Below are 25,104 nucleotides of genomic sequence, written 5' to 3' on the forward strand. Positions count from 1 at the left end.
CCATGTGACCAAGGTTCAGCTCAATGCCGTTCGCAAGCAGTTCGGTGCATTCGTGGCGATCGAGAATATCGATCTGGACATCGAATCCGGAGAACTGGTGGCGCTGCTTGGCCCGTCGGGCTGCGGCAAGACGACGACGCTGCGCATGATCGCCGGGCTGGAACGCCCCAGCGGCGGCGCGATCCTGTTTGACGGCAAGGACGTGTCCGAACAGCCGGTCCAAGACCGCAATGTCGGCATGGTCTTTCAGCGCTACGCGTTGTTTCCGCATATGACCGTGGAAAAGAATGTCGCCTTCGGGCTGAGCGTGCGGGGCACTCCGCGGGACGAGATCGGCGAACGGCTGGAAGAAATCCTTGATGTCGTGCAGCTGACGCAGTTCCGGCACCGCTTTCCCGCGCAGCTTTCGGGAGGGCAGATGCAGCGGGTGGCGATTGCGCGGACATTGATCACCAAGCCCTCGGTGCTGATGATGGATGAGCCACTGGCCAATCTGGATACCAAGCTGCGGGGCGAGATGCGCCGCTTTATCCGCGATCTGCAGCAGCGGTTTGGCATCACCACCATCTTCGTCACCCATGATCAGGTCGAGGCGATGGAGCTGGCCGACCGCGTGGCGGTGATCTTCAACGGCCATCTGGCACAATATGACGCGCCCGCCAAATTGTATCAGCAGCCCGCCAATCTGGATGTGGCCGATTTCATGGGGGCCAGCAATATCGTGCCCGGACGCATGAAATCCCATGAACTGGTGGAAACCGCCATTGGCGAGATCCGGGTTGCATCGCGCGCCGGCTTTGACTCTGGCAAGGATGTGCAGGTGATGCTGCGCGGTGAAGCGATTGACCTGTTGACCAGCCAGCCCGCGCGGGGAGGCGTAGCGGGCCGGGTGGTGGCCCGCGATTTCTTCGGGGCCAGCGTCAATTACAACATCGACTGCGGCACGCATCAGATCACGGTCAGCGAACAGGCGCGGCGACTGGTGGATGTCGGCACGCCGGTCTGGCTGAGTATCGATCCCGAAAGGGTCTGGCTTCTTTGACGATAACGGCTTTGCCGGAAACAAGAAATCTTTGGGAGGAGAACCATGAAGATCACCGCAATTTACACGAGCCTGCTTGCGCTTGTCGCAGCCGGGGCCGTGCATGCCGATACGGCGCAGTTTCGCGAAGCGTTTCTGGCTGGCGAGGTCGACTGGGCTGCCGTCGAGGCGCAGGCCAAGGATGAAGGCAGCGTCAATCTGTATTACTGGGGCGGGTCGGACCTGCTGAATGTGTGGATGGATCGGGTGGTGGCCCCGGCGCTGGAAAGCCAGGGCGTCGAGCTGAACCCGGTGCGTATCACCAGCACCAAGGATGCGGTCGATCTGGTTCTGGCCGAGCAGAATTCCGGCGCCAGCGAAGGCAGCGTCGACATGATCTGGCTCAATGGCGAGAACTTTGCCACGCTCAAGCGGCAGGATGCGCTGTTTGGCAGCTTTGCTCCGCTGTTGCCCAATGCGGCCAATCTTGAATGGAACCCCGAGGATGAGCGCTCGGTCCTGAATCTGCGCGATTTCGGGGTCGAGACGGGTGGCGCCGAAATCCCCTGGTCGGGCGAGCAATATGTCTGCGCCTATAATGCCGACCGCGTGGCGGCAGAGGATGTGCCTTCGACCTTCGAGGCGCTGCGCAGCTATCTGGAAGAAAATCCCGGCAAGTTCACCTATATCAAGCCGCCGCATTATATCGGCAATACCTTCGTGCAAGAGGCGATCTACGCGCATAATCCCGATGGCACCGGCGCGGAACCGTTTCAGCAATCCTCCGATCAGATCCCGGCTGCGGAACTGGCGCGGCTGATCACGCCGGGCATGGAGTATCTGCGCGATCTGGAACCGCTGTTGCTGGATGCGGCTGGCGGATCGCCGCGCTATCCCGAAGACAATGCCGCGCTGGACGGGCTGTTCCTGAATGGCGAAGTGGATTTCAGCTGCACCTTCGGCCTGTATGCCGTGGCGACAGGGCTGGCCACAGGGTCCTATCCAGAGGCGGCGCAGCAATTCATCTTTCCCGAAGGCCATATGATCAAGAACAAGAACTATCTTGCGATTCCGGTGAATGCTCCGCATCCGGCCGCATCGCTTGTTCTGGCCAACTGGATGACCTCGGTCGAAGCCCAGGCCTCGAAGCTGCAACAGACCGGAATGCCCTCGGGTATCGACAGCTGGAAGCTGGACGAGGCCGGTGCAAAGGCGATTGCCGAGGCATCGCCGGGACTGGTCGGTGTCGAGCAGGACGCGCTTGATGCCAACGCCGCACCCGATACCAATGCCACGCTGGTCGATGTGATCGAGGCGACCTGGCTGGAATATATCGAACGCGACAGCTCGGACCCGATCGAGACGATCGTGGCCCGTGCCTACGAAAATCTGGCGAAGTAATTCGCCGTCCCGGCCGTCCTGCACTCTTGTCTGACAGGGCGGCCATCCTTCCCTTTCCCCTTTTCTATCGGAGGCCCGGATGTCCGTTTCATCGCCGCCCGCCCCCAGCGCAAGGCTGACCGCGCGTGAGCGCCGCACCCGGTTCTGGCAGATGGTCCAGCTTATGCCGATCATGGCCATTCTGGTGTTGCTGTTCGGCGGTGCGCTGGTGCTGGCGATCCTGCAATCGCTGGGTTTTGCCCCCTGGTTCGGGGTGAATACCTTCCCTGATTTCAGCTATTTCGGGGCGCTCTGGGGGTCTTCAACCTTCTGGGCATCGCTGGGGCTGACGCTGTATTACGCGACGGTTTCGACCGTGCTGGCGCTGATCCTTGGCATTCTTCTGGCCTTGGCGCTGGTGAAGACCTTTCCCAGCAAGACCTTCTACAAATATCTCTACAAGCTGCCGCTGATGATCCCCTATACGGTCGGCATCGCGCTGGCGGTCCTGATGCTGTCCAATGGCGGGATGCTGTCGCGCCTTGCGGCCTTTTTCGGGATGATCGACGATCCCTCGCAATTTCCCCAGATCCTGAAAACCCATTACGGCTGGGGCATCATTGCGGTCTATGTATGGAAGCAGACCCCTTTCATCACGCTGGCTGTCTATGCGGTTCTGCTGGGCATCGGGCGCGAAACCGAAGAGGCGGCGGCAATCCTTGGGGCCAGCCGACGCACGATATTCTTTCGCGTGACCCTGCCCCAGATCCTGCCGGGCGTGGTGTCCTCGACGCTGATCTGCTTTGCCTTCAATGTCGGTGCCTTCGAAGCGCCCTTCATTCTGGGCGGCGGTTTCCCCGATACGCTGCCGGTGGTGGCATGGCGCTATTTCAATGACGCCGATTACACCTTGCAGCTTCAGGGCATGGCCACGGTGGTGTCCATCGGACTGGTCGCCGGGGTGATCCTGTTTGGCTATCTCGCGGCCTATCGCCGCTATGAACGACGCATGGGACGGAACTGACATGGCCAAGAAATTCAATATCGCGTTGTCCAGCCGGCTTTCGCCGTTCCAGAAATTCTATCTGCTGGTGATTGCCGGGTTCATCCTTGGCCCCTTCATCCCGCTGATCATCCAGAGCTTTGCCTTCCGTTGGGCCTGGCCCGATCTGCTGCCGGGCACATGGTGGCTGGAGCAACGCGAAAAGGCGATGGCACCGCTGGCCTGGGATTATGTGCTGTCGCCCTATAGCCGCGTCTGGGAGGCAACGGTCAATACCGTGTTCATCGGCACCATCGTCACGGTGATCTGTCTGGCGATCTGTCTGCCTGCCGCCCGCGTTCTCGCGCGCGAGAAGTTCCGGGGCAAAAGCGCCTTCGAGTTCTTTCTGTCGCTGCCCCTGATCGTGCCCGAGGCGGCCATCGGCATCGCCCTGCTGATGATGTTCATCCGGCTGGGGCTGGCGGGCAGCTATGTCGGCATCATCCTTGCCCATCTGATCCCCACGATCCCCTATATGGTGCGGATGCTGACCGCCGTTTATCAGGGGCTTGGCCGCGATTTCGAGGAACAGGCGATGATCCTTGGCGCCAGCCGCTGGCAGGTTCTGCGCCTTGTGACGCTGCCCATGCTGCTGCCCGGTGTGGTGGCGGGGGCGCTGTTCACCTTCCTGGTATCGACCAATATCTTCCTGCTGACCTTCTTTCTGGGGCAGGGCCAGATCGTCACCCTGCCGACGCTGCTGTTCTCGAAGATCGCGGGCGGCACGCTGGATGCCTCGGCTGCCGGCATCACCCTGATCGTGACCCTGCCGGGGATCATTCTGCTCATCATTTCGGAACGCTTCATCAAGGAAGAGGCTTTCGGCAAGGGCTTTGGAAATTAAGGAGACCCATCCATGACCACCCCGCTTTCCATTCTCGAAAGGTTTCCAAAGCTTGACGATGCCTTCGTCGAGGGCCGCCTTGGCCGTCCCGGTCCATCGCCGCGGGTGATCATCGACACCGACACCGCCAATGAGATCGACGATCAATATGCGCTGGCATGGGCCTTGCTGTCGCCCGAGCGGCTGGAACTGGAGGGCGTCACCGCCGTGCCCTTCAGCTTTGCCCATCACCGCGAAGAGCTGATCGAGTCGGTTGCCGCGCTGCGCGCGGCCTCGGATGCGGACAGCAAGGACAAGTTCATGGGCGGTCTGGGCGGCTGGGCACAGCGCCTGATCGAACAGGATCGCCGCGCCGAAGAGGTGAAATTCGTCGGCCCCGACGAGGGTGTCGAACTGTCCTATCAAGAGATCCTGCGCGTCTTTGACAAATGCGGCGTCCCCGCCGAGGGCAAGGTCTTTCGGGGCAGCCCCGGCTATCTGCAAGGTCTGGATGCGCCCATCGACACGCCGGCCGCGCGTTTCATCATTGAACGGGCGCGTGCGGATGACGACCGTCCGCTCTATATTCTGGCGATGGGCGCGCTGACCAATATCGCCTCGGCGCTGCTGATGGCCCCTGACATCATCGAAAAGATCGTCGTGGTCTGGACCTCGGGCTTTCCATCCTATGCGCCCTTCAGCAATGTGCCCTCGCTGAATCTTGTGCAGGACCGTCTGGCTTCGCAACTGCTGTTTGATTGCGCTGTGCCCCATGTCTATCTGCCCGGTTATCATGTCGGCGCGCAGTTGAAGCTGTCGTTGCCCGAGATGGAGCGTTTCGTCCAGGACAAGGGCGCGATCGGCGCCTATCTGCATCACCTTTATACCAACAATCCGCTGCACGAGATGTTCGCCATCACCGGCGCGGAAACCAAGACCTGGGTGATCTGGGATGTGATCAATGTCGCATGGCTGTTTGACGAGAAATATGTGTCCACGCATATGACCCGTTCGCCGCTGCTGGATGACGGGCTGTTCTGGCGCCATCCCGAGGGCCGTCATCCGATGCTGGAGGCCTATGATCTGGATCGCGATGCGATTTTCGAGGACATGTATCGCGCATTGGATCGCGCCCCGGCCTAGTCTGTTTCAGGGGGGCAGGGCCTGTCCCCCGCTCCCGCCGCCGGGGCCGGGAAACCCTATGGCTGCACCATGGCGGCATTCCATTCCGCCAGCAGCCCGGCCCGCCGCAGCTGATCGCCATAGACCAGCAGGCCGGTATCCAGCCGGATCGGTCGCAAATGCGCCGAAGGTTCGGGACCAAGGCCGGGCATCAGGGCGACGCCCGCATCGCTGGCGATCTGCCGTTGCGCGACATCCGACAGCAGGAAAGACAGCAGGTCGGTCGCGCCCTGCGGGTCATTCGCATTCGATGGAACCAGCGCCGAACGGACAATCGCGAATGTGTAATCCTCAAGCGCCAGCTGCACCAGATCGGGATCGCCGGGCGTGAAGCGCGACGCATAGCTGGCGACGACATTATAGGCGATGGTAATCCGTCCGGCGCGCAATTCGTCGATCATCTCGACGGAACAGCAGAACAGCCGCGTGTTCAGCCGACCCATGACCTCGGCAAGACGCCAGAACCCTTCGGATTCGCGGCTGTCCTGCGAGATCAGGAAATAGCCGACCCCCGATTGCTGCGGATCATAGGTCGCGATACGACCGTTCAGCGCATCGGGATGTTCGCGCATCATGGCGATCAGGTCGCGCCTTGTATGCGGCACCGGCAGATCGCCAAGACCACGACGCGATGCCAGTGTCACCACCGGCTCCAGCGCGACGCCGAAAAGCTGATCGCGCCAGCGCGCCCATGCGGGCAGATTGCCCAGCTTTGGCATGATCGATGCCGCGAAACCGTCATTGGCCAGTTTCATCTGCAGATCCATTGCCGAGGACATGACCAGATCATAGGGCACCGCCTCGTCATGTATCGCACGGAAGACCTCGATGCTGGCGGCCTGATCGTAACGGATGCGCAGATCGGGGCGGGCATCCGCGAAGGCCTGCATCACCTGGCTTATGGCGGCCAGATCGGTTGTCGACAGAACCGATATCTCTTTCGCGCCAGCGCCGAAGATCTGCTGTTCCTCGATCTCATAGGCGTGGCTCTGCGTGGTCAGGCCAAGCGTTACAAGAGCGGCAAGAACAAGATGGCGCATGCGCCTTTCTCCTTTCCCGGTTCAAGGGTGAATTTGCCGCGATGGGCTGCGGCCACCCCGGCGACGATGGTCAGTCCCAGACCCGATCCGACAATGTCGCTGACATTGCTGCCACGCTGGAAGCGCGCGGTCAGATTGCTGTCGGATGCGGACAAGCCCCGGCCTTCATCGGTGATCGTCAGCCGGGCCATGCCCTCGGCCTTGTCCAGCCGGATTCGCACCTGACCCTCGCTTCGGGAGTATTTCAATGCATTGTCCAGCAGGTTGCGCAGCGCGACCTCGATCATCCGCTCATCGGCCTGAACGGGGCAGCTTTCGTCCAGACCCTCGTTCAGGATCTCGATGTCGCGCATTTCGGCGATGGGCTGGACCGAACGCAGCACCGAGCGCGTCAGCATGGCGAAATCTACCTGTGTCGTCAGGAATTGTTCGCTGCGATACAGAACCATCGCATGATCGAGGATCTGGTTCGCCGAGCGGCTGCTTTCCCCGATGGCGCGCACCATCCGCCGCAGCCGTGCCCGTGTCACCTCGTCCGAGGTTTCGGCCAGCGCCATTTCTGCCTCGGTTCGCACCAGAGACAGGGGCGTGCGAATGCGATGCGCGGCTTCAAAGATGAAGGTTTCGGTCAGCTTCAGCGCGCCGCGAAGCCGGGCGATGAAGTCGTTCAGCGAGCCCACCAGCGGCACCAGCTCGCGCGGGGTGGGATGGCGGACCGGGCGCAGATCATGCGGCCCGCGCCGGGCGACGGCCTCGGCCAGACGATCCACGGGGCGGATCACCGCGCGGGTGGTCCACAGCGCCAGCGGCACGGCAAGCGCCAGAAATCCCAGCCCGATCCATGCTGCGCTGCGTGCTGTGTCACGTGCGATGGTCGCCTGACCATCGCGCGTCTGGCCCAATGTCACGGCGATTTCCTGCATCCGGTTGTCCAGCCGCACGCGCCGGGTAATCGCCGCCAGTCTCAGCCTGCTGTCCTGATAGTCTCCGCTGTAAAAGACCGGCGACAGATCATCCGGTGCGTGTGGCGGCTGTGGCAGCGCCGGATAGCCCGTCACCAGACGATCCCCGATCATCAGGCTGTAGAAGATCCGTTCATCCCCCATCGCGCCCAGCATCGAGAATGTCGCATAGGGCAGATCCAGCGCCAGCCCTTCGTCCACAGCCCGGATGCCGTCGCCGACCGAGATCACCGCCGCGCCCAGAATGGCGTCCTGACTGGCACGAGAGGCGCGTTCGGCCGCAAAGCGCACCGCAAAGAACAGCGCCACGACCAGCAAGAGAAACAGGGCGACGAATTGCCAGACCAGCCTGCGCCGCAGCGAGAATCCGGCCGGGCGCGGCTGCAGCGGTCTCATTCCGGGATCAGCCGATAGCCAACCCCGCGCAGCGTCTCCAGACGCGCGCCCGAACCTTCCAGCTTGCGTCGCAACCGGCCGACATAGACCTCGATCGCATTGTCGCTGATTTCCTCGTCAAAGGAAAACAGCCGGTCGATCAGATGGGCTTTGGAATAGGCCTGGCCGGGCCGCGACAGCAGGATTTCCAGCAGGCGCAATTCGCGCGCGCGCAGCTCGCGGACCTCATCCCCGATGGTGATATTGGCCGCCAGCGCATCAAAGATGAAGCCTGCATAATGCTGGCGGCTGTCGGCCACACCCTGATGGCGGCGCAGGACGGCGCGGCAGCGGGCCTGCAATTCGGCGAAATCGAAGGGTTTGGTGATATAATCATCGGCACCCTGATCCAGCGTGCTGACCCGGTCGCTGACCGAGGCGCTGGCGGTCATCATGATGACAGGCGTGTTGTGCCGCGCCGCGCGTTCGCGCGCCAGAAAGTCGCGGCCATCGCCATCTGGCAGGGAAATATCCAGCAGGATCAGGTCATAGGGGGCGGTTGCCAGAAATTCCTTTGCCTCGCCCAATGTGCCCGCGCGGTCCACACCATGCCCGTCCATCGCCAGACGTGACGCCACGGCGGCAGCCAGTTCATCGCTGTCTTCGACAAGAAGAAACCGCATTCGCCCAACTTTTCAGCAGTTCATGACAGGTTGGTGTCAGCTTTTCATCAAAATCTGTGTCTCGCAAGCCCGCGCCGATCCGGCGGGTGAGAGGGAGGAATATCATGAAGAACTGGACCCGCGTGGCGATTGCCGCGCTGATGACAAGTGTTGCCGCACCTGCAATTGCCGAAGAATGCATTGCGCCGGCCAATCCCGGCGGCGGCTGGGACTTTACCTGCCGTCAGATCGGGCGGATCATGACCGAGCTGGGGATCGTGCCCAATCTGGTGCAGGTGACCAATCTTGCCGGTGCCGGTGGCGGCGTGGCCTTCACGCAGGTCGTCAGCAGCCGCAACGAGGACCCCGATGTCTTTGTCGCCGCCAGTTCGGCCACGACCACCCGTCTGGCGCAGAATGCCTTTGCCGGTGCGACCGCAGATCAGGTACGCTGGGTGGGCACGATTGGCGGCGATCCCGGGGTGATTGTCGTGGCCAAGGACAGCCCGTTCCAGAATCTGGGCGATCTGGTCGAGGCCGTGAAGGCCGATCCGTCGAAAGTGGCCTTTGCCGGTGGTTCCGCCGTGGGCGGTTTCGATCACCTGAAGGTCCTGATGATGCTGGACAAGGCCGGTTTTGACGAGGCCCGCAAGGTCAAATATATCGGTCTTGACGGTGGCGCGGATGCCATCACCCAGACGGTTGGCGGCTTTGCGCAGGCCATGACCGGCGATCTGTCCGAGATCACGGGCTTCATCAAATCCGGCGATGTGCGCCAGATCGCGGTGCTGTCCGAGGAACGCATCTCGGGCTTTGAGGATGTCCCGACCGCCAAGGAGCAGGGCGTGGATATCGTCGCAATGAACTGGCGCGGGATCTATGTGCCCAAGGGCATCAGCGATGAACGCTATGACGAATGGGTCGAGACCCTGAAAAAGGTCGGTGCCAGCGACGAATGGCAACAGGTCATGTCCGAAAACGGACTGGCATCCTATGATGTGTTCGGCGCTGAATTCGAGCAATTCGTGGCCGACAATATCGCCCAGATTCAAGAGGTCTCGAAAGAGATCGGGTTGCTGAAATGATCCGCGGCGACCGTATCTTCGGGACGGTCATGATTGTCATAGCGCTGGGGTATATCCTCAGCGCATATGGCATCGAGACCAGCTTCATGTCCGACCCGGTCGGCCCGCGTGTCTTTCCCTATCTGATTGCGCTCGTGATGATCGTCTGCTCGCTTGTCATGGTGCTGCGCCCCGATCCCGAGGCCGACTGGCCCGCCGCGCCGATGCTGCTTCAGCTTGGGATCGCCTTTGCGGTGCTGGTCGCCTATGCCTATGCGATCACGCCCCTGGGCTTCATCCTGCCCACCGCCATCGCTTCGGGCGTGCTGTGTTGGCAGATCGCGGGCAAGCCGCTTCGTGCCGCGATTACCGGCGCCGGACTGGGTGTCGGGCTGTGGGTGTTGTTCCGTCTGATCCTGGGGCTTGGCCTGCGCGGCCTGCCTGCCGGCTGGGGGTTCTGAGCCATGGACATTCTTTCCAATCTTGCGATGGGCTTTCAGATCGCCGCATCGCCCTATACGCTGCTTCTGGCCGTGATCGGCTGTTTTGTCGGCACGATCATCGGGGCGCTGCCCGGACTTGGGCCGTCAAATGGTGTGGCGCTGCTGATTCCCATATCGTTCTCGATGGGGCTGGACGCGATTTCCTCGCTGGTGCTGCTGACTTCGGTCTATTACGGCGCGATGTATGGTGGGCGGATCAGTTCGATCCTGCTGAATATTCCCGGCGATGAACCGGCGATGATGACAACGCTGGACGGCTATCCGATGGCCAAACAAGGGCGCGCCGCCGAGGCCCTGGTCGTGTCGGGCGTCGCCTCTTTTGTCGGCGCTTTCGCCGCAACGATCGGGCTGATGATCTTTGCGCCCTATCTGGCCCGCGTTGCCTTCAAATTCGGCCCGGCCGAATATTTCGCGCTGTATATGCTGGCCTTCTGCACGCTTGGCGGAATCGGGTCCAGCAATCAGGCCAAATCCGCGCTTGCCGCCGCGATCGGTCTGGCCATTGCCATGATCGGTCTGGACAAGACAACTGGCATGCCGCGTTTCACCTTTGGCGAGCTGCATCTGATGGACGGGGTGGATTTTCTGGTCGCGATTGTCGGCCTGTTCGCCGTTGCCGAGGTGTTCTTCTTCATCGAGACCCATGGCCGGGACAGCGCCATCGGTGTCAAGCTGGGCAAGATCAGGGTGCCCTGGAAGATGCTGCGCCAGACCAGCGGCGCGATGATGCGTGGCACGGGGATCGGCTTTGTCTCGGGCGTCCTGCCGGGCGCGGGGGCTTCGCTGGGGTCATTTCTGGCCTATATGGCAGAGAAATCTCTGGCCCGCGACAAGGACAGCTTTGGTTCGGGCAATCCCAAGGGCGTCGCCGCGCCCGAGGCTGGCAACAATGCCGCAGCTGGGGGTGCGCTGGTGCCGATGCTGACGCTGGGAGTGCCGGGTTCGGGGACGACGGCGGTGCTGCTGGCGCTGTTGCTGACGCTGAACATCACGCCTGGCCCGTTGCTGTTCACCGAAAGGCCCGAGGTGGTCTGGTCGCTGATCGCGGCGCTGCTGATTGCCAATATCGTGCTGCTGCTGATGAACGTGCCGATGGTCAGGATCTTTGTGCATATCCTGTCGGTGCCCGCATGGATCCTGCTGCCGGGCGTCACCATGGTTGCCTTTGTGGGCATCTATTCCCTGACCGGGTCCAGCTTTGACATGCTTATGATGGTCGGGTTCGGGGCCCTTGGCTATGTGATGCGCAAGCTGAGCATTCCGACGGTGCCGGCGATCCTTGGCATTCTTCTGGGCAATGCCATGGAGGACAATCTGCGCCGCGCGATGGTGCTGTCGGACGGAGACTGGGCTTTCCTGTTCAGTTCACCTATCGCCGTGGGGCTGTGGATTGCGGCCATTCTGGGCTTTGTCGCCCCGATTTTCCTGCGTGGCCTGCTGAAAAAGCCGGCCTTGCCGGATGACGACCCAACAACGATCGAGGACTGACATGCCAACACGCGTTCTGGTGCCTTCGGGCGTTCTTGGACTGGGCTTTGACCGCGCTGCGCTGGCGCGCGGCGTGGCCATGCGCCCGGATATCATCTGCATCGACGGAGGGTCCACCGACAGTGGGCCCTTCAGCCTGGGGGCGGGACAGTCGAAATATTCCCGCGCGGCGACGAAATCGGAATGGCGCAGCCTGATGCAGGCCCGCGCCGAACTTGGCGTCCCGCTGGTCATCGGCACGGCGGGCACCTGCGGCACGGACAGCACCGTCGACTGGATGTATGACATCACCATCGAACTGGCGCAGGAGCTGGGCCAGTCGCTGAAGATCGCGCGGCTTTATTCCAGCCAGCCGGTCGAGCGCATCGCCGCAGCGGCGAAGGCCGGGCAGGTCACGCCGCTGACCCCCGCGCCGGAACTGGACTTGTCGAACCTGTCCAATATCGTCGCTCTGGCGGGCGCCGAACATATTCAGGCGGCCTTGGAAACCGGTGCCGATATCGTCATTGCCGGTCGCACGACCGACACCGCGACCATTGCGGCGCTGCCTCTGTCACGCGGTGACGCGGCAGGCGGGGCCTGGCATGGCGCCAAGATCGCCGAATGCGGGGCGCTGTGTTCCACCAATCCGACCTCGGGCGTCATCATGGTCGATTTCGATGCCGATGGCTTTACGGTCGAACCGATGGCGGAAAGCGCCGCCTGCACGCCGCATTCGGTCAGCGCGCATATGCTCTATGAGAATTCGGACCCTTTCCATCTATACGAACCGGGCGGGCATCTGGATGTGACCGGCGCGCATTATACGGCACTGGATGATCGTCGCGTGCGGGTCGAGGGTTCTCGTTGGATCCCCGGTCCTTATACCGTCAAGCTGGAGGGCGCACGGATCGGGGGCTATCAGACCACGATCATGGCCATTCTGCGCAACGCCCATTATGTAGGCAATGCACAGACATGGGTTGACCGGCTGACCGGCTTTTTGACCGCCGAGATCGAAACCCGGATGGGGCTGACCCCTGGCGATTACAGGCTGGATTTCCGGCTGATTGGTGTCAATGGCGCATTGGGCGCGCTGGAAAACCGTATCGGCGATCCGGCAGAGGTCGGGGTGCTGGGCATCATCACCGCGCGCAGCCAGGATGAGGCCGGCGAGATCGGCAAGCTGATCAATCCTTTCGTGCTGCATTATCCGCTGACCGATGACGAGGAGCTGCCGACCTTTGCCTTTCCCTATTCCCCAGCCACCACGAACCGGGGGGCGCTGTATGAGTTCGCGCTGAACCATGTCATGCATCTCACAGACCCGATGTCGGCCTTCCGCATCGAGGTCAGTCAGACTCAATCAAAGGTTGCAAGATGAAACTGGGTGACGTTGTTCTGAAAGTCAGATCAAAGAATGCGGGCCCTTTCTGGGTGACCATCGATATTTTCTGCGACCGGCCGGATATCTACAAACGGGTCCGCGACGGCCTGTCCAGCACCTCTGTGGCGCAGCTTTATCGGGTGCCCGAACAAACGCTCAAACGTTTCGACATCGAGGATCTTCGCGTCGTCAAGTTCAGCTTGCCGCGGCCTGTCGTGCAGGGTAGCGCCGAAGATCGTGACATGCATGGCGCGCAATATGCCGCATTGCTGGAGGAATATGAGCTGGGCTAGGCCGCGCGGGCCTGCGTTCTTCTTGTATGTCAGTCATTTTGACAATATATTGCGTCTAGATAGCTGATTGGAGCCATGCCATGCATCTGATGAATTTTGCCGAAGGCGGACAGTTCGAACCTCGCAAGATCGCCGTGGCCCTGCGCACCACGGCGGAAGAGATTGGCCTGACGGTGGGGCTGGGCAAGGATGCCATGCAGCGCCGCACAAGGGTTCAGTCGGACAAGACTCAGCGCCGCCTGCGCGAACTGGTCGAGATACTCAACAAGGTCGAGCCGCGCTTTGGCTCGGAGCTGATGGCCTATGCCTGGTATCGCTCCGAACCTCTGCCCGGCTTTGATGGACGGACCGCGATGCAGCTGGTGCAGGAAGGCAAGGCGCAACAAGTGCTGGAATATATCGATGCGGTTGATGCGGGCGTCTTTGCCTGATGCCGCTGACGAAGGGACGCTATCAGGGGCCGCTCTATCGCGCCCTGAACCCGGTCTATGCGCGCCAGCCGCTGTCGGGCCGGGGCGCCATGCTTTACGGCGGGCGTTTCAACCCAAAGGGTGTGCCCGCTCTCTATACGGCCTTTGACCCCGCGACCGCCCTGCGCGAGGCCAATCAGGTCGGCAGCCTGCAACCTACGGTGCTGGTCTCTTATCTCGCCGATCTTGGTCCTCTTTTTGATACGCGCGACAGCGCGGCATTGGGCGCATATGGCATGACGGCGGATGCTCTGGCCGATCCCGGCTGGCGCGCGACCATGCTTGGGGGGCAAAGGGCACCGACCCAGAGCTTTGCCTGCGCATTGATCGAAAGCGGTTTCGCCGGGATGTTGATACGCAGCTTTGCCAAGGGCGCATCCGAGACCAGTCTGAATCTTGTCCTGTGGCGTTGGACAGGTCGTGATTGCAGGCTTGACGTCATAGATGACGAGGATCGTCTGGGACGGATGTAAGAAGCCCGGTGACATTCTCACAGACAACGTGAGCATTTGCAGGTCGAGATCTGCAAACATCGATCGAAACCCGACGAATTCGTGTCTTCGGGACGCGTCTTGTTGATACAGCGGGTGGCGCAACCGGAAATTGTGGCAACCTTGCCCAGGCTCTGCCGTTATAGGCCTTCACGCGACAGCCTGTTTGGTCTAACTGCTGCAGGGGCAAAAGACGGATTGAAGCAGATGATCGCAGCAAAAGACGATAATGTGTCCGATGTCACCGGCGCGTCGGAACGACCGCAGGCCGAACAGCATGCTTTGGCCGTATCGCTCGGGAATGACACGGAAACGGTTGAAGCCAGTCAGGCCCGGCGGATCGCAGAACTTGAACAGCAGCTTGCCGAGGCCTGGTCGCAGCATGACGCCCGTATCGAAGATATCGCAGCGCTGACCGAAAGCTGGCAGCGAGATCTGGAAACCACCAAGAAGCCCAATGCTTCGCTGCATGACGAGATCGAGGCGCTCAAGAAAGCGCGCAATGCAGCCGAGAAGGCGCGAAATGCAGCCGACAAGGCGCGCCTTGCGGCCGAGAAGGCCAGAGACGACGCCAGCGCGAAGCTGGCCGCGATGAAGAAGAAATTCGATCAGAAAGAAGCCCAGTTCCAGCTTCTGAGGATCAAGTTCATCAAGGCGACCAAACAGCGCGATGCGATGCTGGCCAGCACCTCATGGAAACTCACCGCGCCATTGCGGAAGGTAAACGGCGTCCTGCGCCGAAAATAACCCTGACTTCGCGGCCCGTTCAGGGCCGCGTTCCTTCCGTCCTGCCGCGCGAATGCGCCGGTCCCGATGGCATGAAAACCACGGAACCGGTTTGGTGATTGCCGATCCTGCGACCGCAATGGAATAGGTCATCGGCGACTATTATTCCTGATTGCCCGGCCGCGATCAGAGGCGGGTTCAGGCCCTGCGACCGGCCGACCGCGCGCATCCGCGGCCGGTGGTCTTTCCCTTTGGCGCGCGTGCCAAGCAGATCCGCGAGGGGCGTGAAAGCAATCTGACCATTGCCGTTCTTCCTGCCGTGCCTTGCCGGATCGCGCGGATGACACCCCGCAAGGACTATCAGCGCGCGGTTGTGGAGATGTCCATGGGTTGTGCCGAAGAAGAACGTGACCAGTTGCTGGCCCTGCGTGATTGGTGACAGCGCCAATGGTTCAGGCAGCGGATAACCAGCGCTTGCTGTTCGATCGCGGTCCGGTTTTCTTCGGACAGCAATTCGCCCGATGGCATGGCGGCACCGCGCATGTCGATGCTGCCGATGATATCTACGGAATTCCTGTCTGCGCCGCGCACCAACATGGCCGTCTGCTGGTCGGTGCAGCTGCCTCTGTCCAAGGCGACCGTCGCGGTGCAGCAAAGCCTGATCGCGCTGGCATGGCAATCCGCGGAACAGGTGGCCTTCCGGGTCAGGACGGCGCAATGGCGTCGCCCGCTGACCAGGTTTCTGCGGAGCGGATCCCCTTGAAACGGTTCGGTTTGACGCGGCAGATCTGGACATCGCCGTCAGACGAACGCAAACCGTTTACAGCCTGAAGGCGAATATATCGCCATATGGGCCAGGCACGGAGGCGCGGCATGAAAATCGGGATCACATTGCGCATGGAAGCTGTCGGGTGGGGCGGTTGAGCGCGGAACTGCGCAGGCGGGTGATGGAGCTTGCCGGGCTGTTTCCCGTTCTGGCGATGTTGGTGATGATAGCCGGGTTCTACAGCCACAGCGCAACGGCAGCGATGCTGGCGGGGGCATTGGCGCTGGCCGGGATCATCGCCTTTGCGCTGGCCGATCGTTCTGCCCCGGTCATCTTTGTCCTGGTCGGTCTGGCCATGGTGTCGGTGGCGGCGCTGACCCAGCCAGACTGGTGGGGCGGAACATGGAACGCGGTCGAACGCGGCAGCTTTGTCATGGCGCTCTATACCGCGCTCAGCGCCATTCGCATCGCGGCGATGGGATCGGAAGAGATCCTGGAATGCGGTCGCTTTCTGGCCGGGCAGAGGCCGGGGCTGCGCTATATCGCCCTGTCCATCGGGGGACATCTGTTCGGGCTGATCCTGATGTATGGTTCGATCGCACTTCTGGGTGGCCTGTCAAAGGCCAGCACGATGCGTGAAACCGACCCCGAATTGCGCCGCCACCGGCTGCGTCGGATGCTGGTGGCGATCAATCGCGGCTTTGCGGCAACGCTGTGCTGGTCGCCTCTTGGGTTTTCCATGGCGATCACGCTGGCACTGGTGCCGGGGGCCAGCTGGAACAATGTCGTGCTGCCCTGCGCGGTCAATGCCCTGTTGCTGATCGGGCTGGGCTGGGGACTGGACACGCTGTTCAAGCCGCGCCTCAGCCATCCCGCCCCGCCGCGCGCCGCGCCTTCGGGAAAATGGCTGCGGCATCTGCGCCCGTTGCTTCTGTTGCTGGCGGCCATCGTGACCGGGGTGGTTCTGCTGCACAATCTGGTGGGGGTCGATGTGGTGGCCGCGGTGATGACCTGCGTGCCCGCGATCGCCGTCGCCTGGATCTGCCTGCAGGGCAGCTTGGTGGTCGGTGGGGCGCGACGGCATCTGTCAACGCAGGTCAGTCATTTCGTGCGCCGCGAGTTGCCCTCCTGCGGGAACCAGATCGTGCTGCTGTTCATGGCGGCCTTCATCGGCAGCCTTGGGGCCTTCATGCTGGAGCCGGTCTTGCCGCGACTGGGGTTGGATCTGTCGGTGCTGCCGGGCTGGCTGATCGTGGTGGCAATGGTCTGGCTGGTGCCCTTGACCGGTCAGCTGGGGATGAACCCGATCCTCTCGGTGTCGATGATCCTGCCGATCCTGCCCGCGCCCGAGGTGATGGGCGTTCCGCCTGCTGCGCTGGTCGCGGCCGTGACGGGGGGCTGGGCGATCAGCGGCACGACCTCGCCCTTCACGGCATCGGTGATGCTGCTGGGCGGCTTTGCCGGGCTGCCCGCGCGACAGCTGGGATTGCGCTGGAATGGCCCCTATGCGCTGTGCATGGGCTGCGCGATATCGGCCTGGGTGCTGATCCTGATCTGGCTGATCTAGCCTGCCGTGACGACATGGCGCGACTCAAGCTGCGGAAGGCAGGGGCAGAATACCTTGGCGGCAAGGCAAAACCGGGGCGTTTCGGTCTTGCACTTTGACGGGGCAGAATGCGAATGTTCTGCCCGAAAAATATCCGTTTGTGGAATGGATCGCGCTTCGGAACTGTCAGGGAGACTACATGTTATGCTGAAACCCATCATTGCTGCGGGGCTTGCCGTCGCCGGCCTTGCCTCAGGTGCCATGGCCCAGGATTACCCCGCCGAACCGATCGAGATCATCGTCCCCTCCAGCGCCGGAGGCTCGACCGATACCACCGCGCGCATCTTTGCCGAGGTGGCCGAAAAGAAATTCGACGGCTTCGAATTCGTCATCAACAACATCAAGGGATCGGGTGGCCAGAAGGGCTTTGAGGCCATCGCGCGCGCCGAGCCCGATGGCTATACCATCGGCATGGTATTCACCCCGCAACTGGTGGCCCATATCGCATCCGGGCGCGCGGCCTACACGCTGGACAGCTTTCACGTGATGGGCAACACCGCTGAAGACCCGGAACTGGTTTCCGTGCCCAAGGACAGCCCGATCCAGACTCTGGATGATCTGGCCAAGGGTGAAGAACTGACTGTCGCTGTCAATGGCATCGGCTCGGATGACTTCCTTGCGGCCAAGGATTTCGAGGCCCTGACGGGCACCACCTTCAACCTGCTGCCCACCAAGGGATCGACCGAACAGAAGGCCGCGATCCTGGGGGGGCATGTCGATGCGTCGTTCATGAACCTGTCGCAGATGATCGCCCAGCACAAGGCCGGTGATGCGCGCATCATCGCCATGCTCAGCGAAGAGCGCAACGATCTGCTGCCCGATGTGCCCACCGCCAAGGAGCAGGGCTATGACACGCTGATGCGCGCCACCCGTGGCTTTGTTGCCCCGGCAGGCGTGCCCGAGGATGTCGCCAGCAAGCTGGACGAGGTTCTGGCCGAGGTCATGGCCGATCCCGAATTCATCGAGAAGGCCGCAGCCAGCAATATCTATCTGCTGCCGATGAGCGGGCCGGACTATCTGGCCTATCTGCAGCAACTGCAGGCCGACACGATGAAAGTGTTCGAGACGGCTCCCTGGTAATGTCACGCAATATTCTCGACAGGCTTCTTCTGGCGGGATTCATCGGGTTGGCCGTGCTGCTTTATCTCAGCACGGCCGATTATTCGGGGATCGCCCAAAAGACATCGGCGAAATATGTTCGCTTTCTGGCGGTCTCTTTCGGTGGGCTTGGCGCCATTCAGTTGCTGCTGTCGTTGCGCAACCGCGCGGCGGATGAAAGGCTGGATCTGTTCGGACGGGCAGGGCGGTTCTTCGGGCTGCTGGCCGGGCTGGTGGCCTTTGCGCTGGCGTTCGAGCCGCTTGGCTTCTTCATTCCGGCAGCGGTGTTCATCCCGGTGATCGCGGTGCTTCTGGGTTATCGCAATCCCGTTGTCATCGGGCTCAGCACGGCAGGGGTTCTGGCCGCCGTCTGGCTGATCTTCGTGCAACTTCTGTCGGTCAATCTGCCCGGCCCAAGCTTCTGAAAACAAGGTAGATCCCTATGGATTATATCGCGATCGTGCTGATGCCGGCATCGTTGCTGGCCATCGCAATCGGGACTGTCGCCGGTGTGGTCATCGGTGCCATGCCGGGGCTGACGGCGACCATGGCGGTCGGCCTGCTGGTGCCGTTCACCTATACGATGGATCCTGTTCTGGGGCTGATGCTGCTGGGCGGGATCTATGCGGGGGCCATGTATGGAGGTTCGATCCCCGCAATTCTTCTGAACACCCCGGGCACCCCCGCGGCCGTCGCCACCGCGCTGGAAGGCTATGCGATGAGCCGCGAGGGCCGTGGCCGTCTGGCGCTGAAAGTGTCGGTGGTGGCCTCTTTCATGGGCGGGCTGATTTCGGCCGTGGTGCTGTTGATGTTCGCGCCGCTTCTGGCCCAGCAGGCGCTGGCCTTCGGTCCGGCAGAGACTTTCCTTCTGGCGCTGATGGGCCTGGCCGGGATCGTCTCTATTGCGGATGAGGATACCTCGCTGATCAAGGCGCTGTTGGCCGGTGTCCTGGGCATGATCATCGCCGTGATCGGCACCGATGCCATGTCGGGCAGCCTGCGCTATACCTTTGGATCGGTAGAGCTGATCGACGGCATCGACTTCATGCCCGCGCTGATCGGGCTGTTCTCGATGATCCAGATGCTGGAAATCGCGGGCCAGCGCCATGCAACGACCATCGATGCCTCGGCGCTGGAACGCAGCCAGAAATCCGAACCCATGCCCAAGGGCATCGGGCGCTATATGGCGCTGGGGTCGGGGACGGGCACCGTGGTGGGAATCCTGCCCGGCGAAGGGGCGACCATTGCCGCCTTCCTGTCCTATAACTTCGCCAAGCGGCTGGCCGGTGCCAAGGCCCGTTTCGGCAAGGGCGCGCCCGAAGGGGTGGCCGCCGCCGAGGCGGGCAACAACGGCTGCGTCGGTGGTTCGCTGGTGCCGACGCTGACCCTGGGGATTCCGGGCAATTCGGTTGCGGCCGCATTGATGGGGGCCTTTATCATCCACGGGATGATCCCGGGGCCGGATCTGTTCACCATTCACGCCGACAAGACCTATCCCTTCATCTATTCGCTGTTCATCGCCAATGCGGTCTTTCTGATCGTGGGCATCAGCGTCGCCCCCTATCTGGCGCGCATCGCGCTGATTCCGCCTGCCATCATGGTGCCGGTGATCAGCGCCTTTGCGGTATTGGGATCCTATGCGCTGAATCAGTCGACCTTCGATGTCTATCTGATGATCGGTTTCGCCTTTTTCGGGCTGATCCTGAAAAAGCTGGGTTATTCGCTCGAGGCGCTGATCCTGGGGTTGATCCTTGGACCCATTGCCGAGGGCGGGTTCTCGCAGGGGATGATCATCGGCAAGGGGTCTCCGGCGATCTTCTTTGAAAGCAATATCGCCAAGGTCATGTGGGTGATCATCCTTGGCCTGCTGACGCCGCCGCTTCTGGCACATCTGCGGCGAATGCTGCGCAAATAGGGCGGGCGATCCTGTTGGAACGACCGACAGGCCGGTATCGGGACATGACCCGGTGCCGGCCTGTTTCCTGTTCAGGCAGGGGCATGCTGGACATCGCCGGCGGACCGTGAATGATAACTGTCGACAAAGGAAGAATATCGTGCCAGCATAGGTGATGAATATGCCGATATATGGAACGATAAGATGGTCTCCGACAATTCTGCCCGCTCTGCCACATTGATGACGGCCAGCCATTGGGGGCCCGGTCGGGCGGTGGTCGAAAATGGCCGTATCGTCAATGTCTCGGGTCACGAGGATGATCCGGATCCCTCGCCGATCAATGGCAATATCGCCTCGAGTCTGAACGGAAGGGCAAGGGTGCTGCGCCCTGCCGTTCGCGAAAGCTGGCTGCGTGATGGCCCGGGGCGCGCCGCGGGGCGGCGGGGGGCAGAGCCTTTTGTCGAGGTCAGTTGGGACCGCGCGCTTGATCTGATCGCGGGAGAGGTGACGCGCGTGCGGGGCCAGCATGGCAATGGCGCGATCTTTGCCGGTTCCTATGGGTGGAGCAGCGCCGGCCGCTTTCACCATGCGCAATCCCAACTCAAGCGGTTTCTCAATACGGTCGGCGGTTTCGTCGCCTCGGAAGGCAACTACAGCTATAACGCGGCGCTGGTGCTGATGCCCCATATCGTCGGGAACTTCCGGCAGCATGTCAAAGAGGCCACCCGCTGGCGCAGCGTTGCCCGAAACGGGGAACTGGTGGTGATGTTTGGTGGCGTGCCGCTGCGTTCGGCGCAGGTCGGGGCAGGGGGCGTCTATCGCCATCGGTTGCGCGCCGATCTCGAGGCCTGCCGCCAGGCCGGGGTCGATTTCGTGAGCATCAGCCCCTATCGCAATGACGCGGCACAATCGCTGCAGGCGGAATGGCTGGCCCCGCGGCCCGGATCGGACACCGCGATCATGCTGGGTCTTGCCCATACGCTGCTGGTCGAAGGACTGCATGATCAGGCTTTCCTGGATCGCTATACGGTCGGTTTTGACAAGCTGCGCAGCTATCTTCTGGGGCAAGAGGACGGACAGCCCAAGGATGCCGAATGGGCTGCGCGGCAATCGGGTCTGGATGCCGAACGGCTGCGCGCGCTGGCGCGGCGCATGGCGGCATCGCGGACCCTGATCTGCACGGCGGTCAGCCTGCAGCGTGGGGAACATGGTGAACAGCCGCTCTGGGCCACGGTGACACTGGCCTCGATGCTGGGGCAGATCGGTCTGCCGGGCGGTGGCTATGGCATCGGCTATGGTTCCGAAGCGCATATCGGCACCATGGACCGGCCTGTCGGCTGGCCCTCGCTGCCGCAGGGGGACAATCCGGTCAAGGACTTCATCCCCGTTGCCATGATTTCGGATATGCTGCTGAACCCCGGGCAGGGCTACGACTACAATGGAGAAAAGCGGGTCTTTCCCGATGTGCGGCTGGTCTGGTGGGCCGGGGGCAACCCCTTCCACCACCATCAGGATCTGAACCGGCTGCGAGAGGCGTTTCAGCAGCCCGAAACCATCATCGTGAACGAGTTGAACTGGACCGCGACGGCGCGACATGCCGATATCGTGCTGCCGGTCGCGGCGCCGCAGGAGCGCTGTGATTTCGGGGCCGGAACCCAGGACAATGCGCTGATCCCGATGCCGAAACTGGTCGATCCTCCGGCCGAGGCGCGCTGCGAATATGACATCTATTGCGATCTGGCGGCGCGGCTGGATGTGCTGGATGCCTTTTCCGAAGGGCGCAGCAGCGAGGACTGGCTGCGTCACATGTGGCAGCGGATGACGCAAACCGCCCTGGCCGAGGATATCCGCCTGCCGGAATGGGATGAATTCATCACCGGGCAGAAGGCAGTCGAATTTCCCGACCGCGCGCCCGAACATGTGTTCCTTGGTGATTTCCGCGCCGATCCCCGGGCCAATGCCCTGCCCACGCCCTCGGGGCGGATCGAGTTGTATTCGCAGGTGATTGCGGGGTTCGATTATGCCGATTGTCCGGGTCATGCCGCTTGGCTGCCGCCGCGCGAATGGCTGGGCAATCGCAACGATCCCGATCTGCTGCATATGGTCTCGGGTCAGCCGGCGACGCGGCTGCACAGTCAACTGGACAATGGTGATTACAGTCGCAGCCGCAAGGTCGGGGGGCGCGAGCCGGTGCTGATCAATCCCGCGGATGCGCAGGCGCGGGGCATCGCCGATGGCGATATCGTTCTGCTGCACAATGACCGGGGAAGATGCCTGGCCGGGGCCGTGCTGACCGAAGATATCCGGCCCGGCGTGGTATTCCTGTGGACAGGGGCCTGGTATGATCCCGACCTCTCTGACCCGCAGCATCTGGACCGACACGGCAACCCCAACGTGCTGACACATGATTGGCGGACCTCGCGTCTGTCCCAGGGGCCGGCGGCACATTCGGCGCTGGTGCGGCTGGCGCGTTTTGAAGGCGTGGCACCGGATATTCGCGTCTTTGACCAGCCGGACATCAGATCCGCCGACAGCGTGGATTGATTCCACCCGGCCAGTCGATCCGGCACTCCGGCGCAGGATTGCGCCGCATCCGTCATGTGAAAATCCCTTCCGATCGGTGAAAGTTCCGACGGTGCCCGAATGGGTGCCGTCGGTTTGATCATGGTGATCATTCAATGGGCCATGCCGTGCTGCCAGCATGAATCTGACCTTCATTCGTGCTGAAATGTGCCAACATGCAGGACGCGAATATCAAATGTTGACATGATTTGGAATCGCCCCATACTGATTTTCACAGATCGGGACGGCATGTCCCGGATCATTCTGGGGGCTGAACTGCATGTCACTCGTCAATCTCACCGAAGAAGATGTCGCCCGGCTTTTGACCTATCGCGATCTTGTTCCGCTGATGGAGCGCGCCCTGAGCGAGCTGTCTTCGGGCGATGCCATCCAGCCCGTGCGTCAGATGCTGCCGGTCGAGCCAGAGCGGCGCTATCTGGGCATGATGCCGGCGGTGACCTCGCAGGCGATGGGGGCCAAGCTGGTCTGTTTCTATCCGGCGAATGCGGGCAGCGAATATCCGACCCATCTGGCCAGCATCCTGCTGTTCGATCCGCAAACGGGCCAGCCTCTGGCGGTCATGGATGGCCGGCTGATCACCGAAATGCGCACGGCGGCGACCTCGGCCGCGGTCAGCCGTCGGCTGGCCAGCCCGGAAAGTTCGCGTCTGGCCCTGATCGGCAGCGGTGTTCAGGCCGAGGCGCATTTGCAGGCGCTGCGCGAGATCTTTCCCATCGACGAGGTTCGTGTCTGGAGCCGCACCCAGGCCAATGCCCGCGCCTTTGCCGACAGGCATGGCGCGCAGGCCATGGCGCTGCAACAGGCGGTGGAAGGCGCGGATATCGTCGTCGTGGCAACCAATTCGACCACGCCCGTTGTGCAGGGCGCATGGCTGAAGGCCGGGGCGCATGTCAATTCCGTTGGCTCGCCACGTCCGACATGGCGCGAGCTGGATGACGCGGTCATGGCCAATGCGCTGGTCGTGGATTCGCGCGAAGCCGCCATGACCGAGGCTGGCGATGTCATCCTGTCCGGCGCGGAAATCCTGGCCGAAGCAGGCGAACTGTTCGCGGGCAGGGTCCAGATCGATCCGGGCCAGACCACGGTGTTCAAATCGGTCGGTGTCGCCGTCGAGGATCTGGCAGCGGCGCGCCATGTCTATGACGCCTATCTGAACCAATGACCAAAAGCCCGGCCGGGTTCGACATCACGGCCGGAACAAAATCAACCGACAGGGAAAAACAACATGCAAATCAATGCCAAATTTCTGATGTTCGCGACCGCTCTGGCGGGGGCGGGGCTGGGTTCACAGGCATGGGCCGGGGAACCGGGGCCGACCCTGCAGGCGGTGCTGGAACGGGGAAAGCTGATCTGTCCCAGCCATAACGGCAGCTATCGCGGCTTTGCCGAGGTCGACAACGAGGGTCGCTGGAAGGGGCTGGACATCGATCTGTGCCGCGCGATGGCGACGATGATCCTTGGCTCGCCCGATCAGGCGGAATTCGTGCCGCTCAGCTGGGCGCAGCGCTTTCCCGCGCTGCAGGCCAAGGAAATCGATGTCATCATCAAGCTGACCGAATGGACCATGTCGCGCGACACCGAGCTGAATTTGCAGATGTCGCTGCCCTATTTCTATGGTGGCACGCAATTCGCCATCAAGACCGAGCATGGTGTCACAAGCGCCGCCGAACTGGACGGCGCGACCATTTGCGGCGAGGCGGGCACATCCACGGTGCGCCATGCCGCGAATTACCTGACCGGTCTGGGGCTGGAATATGACTTGGTCCAATATGAAAAGCAGGAAGAGGCGCAGGCGGCCTTCAACGAGGATCGCTGCGATGCCTTTATCGGCTGGGGGCCGAATCTGGCGGTCTTCCTTGCCGATGCCGAAGGCGGCGCGGACAAGAACATGATCCTGCCCGATCTGGTGAACATGGGGCCTCAGGCCATCGCCATGCGCGAGGGTGACGATCAGTTCGTCGATGTGGCCAACTGGATGATCAGCGCGCTGCTGCTGGCCGAATACAACGGCGTCACCTCGGAAAATGCCGAGCAGATGCGGGACAATCCGCCCAATCCTGTCGTGGCAAAGCTGCTGGGCGTCGATCCGGGCATCGGTGAACGCCTGGGCCTGCCCGATGACTGGGCCTACAAGATGATCAGCCAGAACGGCAATTATGCCGAGATCTATGATCGCAATCTGGGCGCAAACTCTCCCTACAAGCTGGATCGCGGCGTGAATTCGCTGTGGAACCATGGCGGCGTCCTGGCCCCGATGACGCTGGATTGA

25 protein-coding genes are annotated in these 25,104 nt (G+C 62.0%); 22 read left to right on the forward strand and 3 right to left on the reverse strand.

All coding sequences use genetic code 11. The features are described 5' to 3' along the window. The first annotated feature begins 4 nt into the window (after window positions 1-4). The 5 genes from JHW44_RS14240 to JHW44_RS14260 all read left to right on the forward strand — a co-directional run bounded on the left by JHW44_RS14240 (window position 5) and on the right by JHW44_RS14260 (window position 5,409). Entirely contained in the window at window positions 5-1,042 is a 1,038-nt protein-coding gene (locus JHW44_RS14240) for an ABC transporter ATP-binding protein (RefSeq protein ID WP_089345179.1), read from the forward strand. 45 nt (window positions 1,043-1,087) lie between these two features. Beyond that, window positions 1,088-2,422: an ABC transporter substrate-binding protein gene (locus tag JHW44_RS14245; protein ID WP_089345178.1), complete on the forward strand. Its 1,335-nt coding sequence runs from the start codon at window positions 1,088-1,090 to the stop codon at window positions 2,420-2,422. A 79-nt stretch (window positions 2,423-2,501) separates the two neighbouring features. Next, on the forward strand, window positions 2,502-3,425 hold the full coding sequence (locus JHW44_RS14250; protein WP_089345177.1) for an ABC transporter permease: 924 nt from the start codon (window positions 2,502-2,504) through the stop codon (window positions 3,423-3,425). Window position 3,426: 1 nt separating this feature from the next. Further along, complete coding sequence (locus JHW44_RS14255) at window positions 3,427-4,287, forward strand: ABC transporter permease (RefSeq protein WP_218822590.1); 861 nt, start codon at window positions 3,427-3,429, stop codon at window positions 4,285-4,287. Between the two features lie 12 nt (window positions 4,288-4,299). Then, window positions 4,300-5,409, forward strand: a complete 1,110-nt coding sequence (locus JHW44_RS14260) for a nucleoside hydrolase (protein WP_089345176.1) — start codon at window positions 4,300-4,302, stop codon at window positions 5,407-5,409. A gap of 56 nt (window positions 5,410-5,465) precedes the next feature. Here the strand turns inward: JHW44_RS14260 and JHW44_RS14265 are convergent, their stop codons facing one another. Genes JHW44_RS14265 through JHW44_RS14275 form a run of 3 tightly spaced genes read right to left on the reverse strand, consistent with a single transcriptional unit; the run spans window position 5,466 to window position 8,508 of the window. After that, window positions 5,466-6,488: an ABC transporter substrate-binding protein gene (locus JHW44_RS14265; RefSeq protein ID WP_089345175.1), complete on the reverse strand. Its 1,023-nt coding sequence runs from the start codon at window positions 6,486-6,488 to the stop codon at window positions 5,466-5,468. Then, the gene (locus JHW44_RS14270; protein ID WP_089345174.1) at window positions 6,458-7,846 is read right to left on the reverse strand and encodes a sensor histidine kinase; all 1,389 of its coding nucleotides are present in this window, start codon (window positions 7,844-7,846) and stop codon (window positions 6,458-6,460) included. Before JHW44_RS14270 ends, JHW44_RS14265 begins: the two co-directional genes overlap by 31 nt. Continuing rightward, complete coding sequence (locus tag JHW44_RS14275) at window positions 7,843-8,508, reverse strand: response regulator transcription factor (RefSeq protein WP_089345173.1); 666 nt, start codon at window positions 8,506-8,508, stop codon at window positions 7,843-7,845. The genes JHW44_RS14270 and JHW44_RS14275 overlap by 4 nt, the downstream gene beginning before the upstream one ends. A 104-nt stretch (window positions 8,509-8,612) precedes the next feature. Between JHW44_RS14275 and JHW44_RS14280 the strand changes: the two genes are divergently transcribed. The 17 genes from JHW44_RS14280 (at window position 8,613) to JHW44_RS14360 (ending at window position 25,104) form a co-directional block, all read left to right on the forward strand. Further along, window positions 8,613-9,572, forward strand: a complete 960-nt coding sequence (locus JHW44_RS14280) for a Bug family tripartite tricarboxylate transporter substrate binding protein (protein ID WP_089345172.1) — start codon at window positions 8,613-8,615, stop codon at window positions 9,570-9,572. Then, entirely contained in the window at window positions 9,569-10,012 is a 444-nt protein-coding gene (locus tag JHW44_RS14285; RefSeq protein ID WP_218822589.1) for a tripartite tricarboxylate transporter TctB family protein, read from the forward strand. Before JHW44_RS14280 ends, JHW44_RS14285 begins: the two co-directional genes overlap by 4 nt. A gap of 3 nt (window positions 10,013-10,015) precedes the next feature. Continuing rightward, complete coding sequence (locus tag JHW44_RS14290; protein ID WP_089345171.1) at window positions 10,016-11,542, forward strand: tripartite tricarboxylate transporter permease; 1,527 nt, start codon at window positions 10,016-10,018, stop codon at window positions 11,540-11,542. Window position 11,543: 1 nt separating this feature from the next. Then, the gene (locus JHW44_RS14295; protein WP_089345170.1) at window positions 11,544-12,905 is read left to right on the forward strand and encodes an acyclic terpene utilization AtuA family protein; all 1,362 of its coding nucleotides are present in this window, start codon (window positions 11,544-11,546) and stop codon (window positions 12,903-12,905) included. Then, window positions 12,902-13,201, forward strand: coding sequence for a DUF4387 family protein (locus JHW44_RS14300; protein WP_089345169.1), 300 nt, complete (start codon window positions 12,902-12,904; stop codon window positions 13,199-13,201). Before JHW44_RS14295 ends, JHW44_RS14300 begins: the two co-directional genes overlap by 4 nt. A gap of 80 nt (window positions 13,202-13,281) precedes the next feature. Continuing rightward, window positions 13,282-13,632, forward strand: coding sequence for an MbcA/ParS/Xre antitoxin family protein (locus JHW44_RS14305; RefSeq protein WP_089345168.1), 351 nt, complete (start codon window positions 13,282-13,284; stop codon window positions 13,630-13,632). Next, window positions 13,632-14,144, forward strand: coding sequence for an RES family NAD+ phosphorylase (locus tag JHW44_RS14310; RefSeq protein ID WP_089345167.1), 513 nt, complete (start codon window positions 13,632-13,634; stop codon window positions 14,142-14,144). The genes JHW44_RS14305 and JHW44_RS14310 overlap by 1 nt, the downstream gene beginning before the upstream one ends. 36 nt (window positions 14,145-14,180) lie before the next feature. Further along, window positions 14,181-14,909: a hypothetical protein gene (locus tag JHW44_RS14315; protein WP_143811469.1), complete on the forward strand. Its 729-nt coding sequence runs from the start codon at window positions 14,181-14,183 to the stop codon at window positions 14,907-14,909. A gap of 151 nt (window positions 14,910-15,060) precedes the next feature. Continuing rightward, window positions 15,061-15,327, forward strand: coding sequence for a hypothetical protein (locus JHW44_RS14320; protein ID WP_089345165.1), 267 nt, complete (start codon window positions 15,061-15,063; stop codon window positions 15,325-15,327). Window positions 15,328-15,429: 102 nt separating this feature from the next. Then, window positions 15,430-15,651, forward strand: coding sequence for a hypothetical protein (locus JHW44_RS14325; protein ID WP_272850328.1), 222 nt, complete (start codon window positions 15,430-15,432; stop codon window positions 15,649-15,651). Between the two features lie 148 nt (window positions 15,652-15,799). After that, window positions 15,800-17,221, forward strand: coding sequence for a hypothetical protein (locus JHW44_RS14330; protein ID WP_272850329.1), 1,422 nt, complete (start codon window positions 15,800-15,802; stop codon window positions 17,219-17,221). A 183-nt stretch (window positions 17,222-17,404) separates the two neighbouring features. Then, window positions 17,405-18,340 (forward strand): tripartite tricarboxylate transporter substrate binding protein, encoded by a 936-nt coding sequence (locus JHW44_RS14335; protein ID WP_089345162.1) that lies wholly within the window; start codon window positions 17,405-17,407, stop codon window positions 18,338-18,340. Then, window positions 18,340-18,783 carry a tripartite tricarboxylate transporter TctB family protein gene (locus JHW44_RS14340; protein ID WP_089345161.1) on the forward strand — a complete coding sequence of 148 codons (444 nt, stop codon included), beginning with the start codon at window positions 18,340-18,342 and terminating at the stop codon, window positions 18,781-18,783. The genes JHW44_RS14335 and JHW44_RS14340 overlap by 1 nt, the downstream gene beginning before the upstream one ends. A 17-nt stretch (window positions 18,784-18,800) precedes the next feature. Beyond that, on the forward strand, window positions 18,801-20,273 hold the full coding sequence (locus tag JHW44_RS14345; protein WP_089345160.1) for a tripartite tricarboxylate transporter permease: 1,473 nt from the start codon (window positions 18,801-18,803) through the stop codon (window positions 20,271-20,273). Between the two features lie 183 nt (window positions 20,274-20,456). Continuing rightward, on the forward strand, window positions 20,457-22,796 hold the full coding sequence (locus JHW44_RS14350; protein ID WP_179217754.1) for a molybdopterin-dependent oxidoreductase: 2,340 nt from the start codon (window positions 20,457-20,459) through the stop codon (window positions 22,794-22,796). 298 nt (window positions 22,797-23,094) lie between these two features. Continuing rightward, window positions 23,095-23,997: an ornithine cyclodeaminase family protein gene (locus JHW44_RS14355; RefSeq protein WP_089345159.1), complete on the forward strand. Its 903-nt coding sequence runs from the start codon at window positions 23,095-23,097 to the stop codon at window positions 23,995-23,997. A 63-nt stretch (window positions 23,998-24,060) separates the two neighbouring features. Further along, window positions 24,061-25,104 carry a transporter substrate-binding domain-containing protein gene (locus JHW44_RS14360; RefSeq protein ID WP_089345158.1) on the forward strand — a complete coding sequence of 348 codons (1,044 nt, stop codon included), beginning with the start codon at window positions 24,061-24,063 and terminating at the stop codon, window positions 25,102-25,104.

This window comes from Paracoccus seriniphilus, from assembly GCF_028553745.1.
In the GTDB taxonomy this organism is placed as follows: domain Bacteria; phylum Pseudomonadota; class Alphaproteobacteria; order Rhodobacterales; family Rhodobacteraceae; genus Paracoccus; species Paracoccus seriniphilus.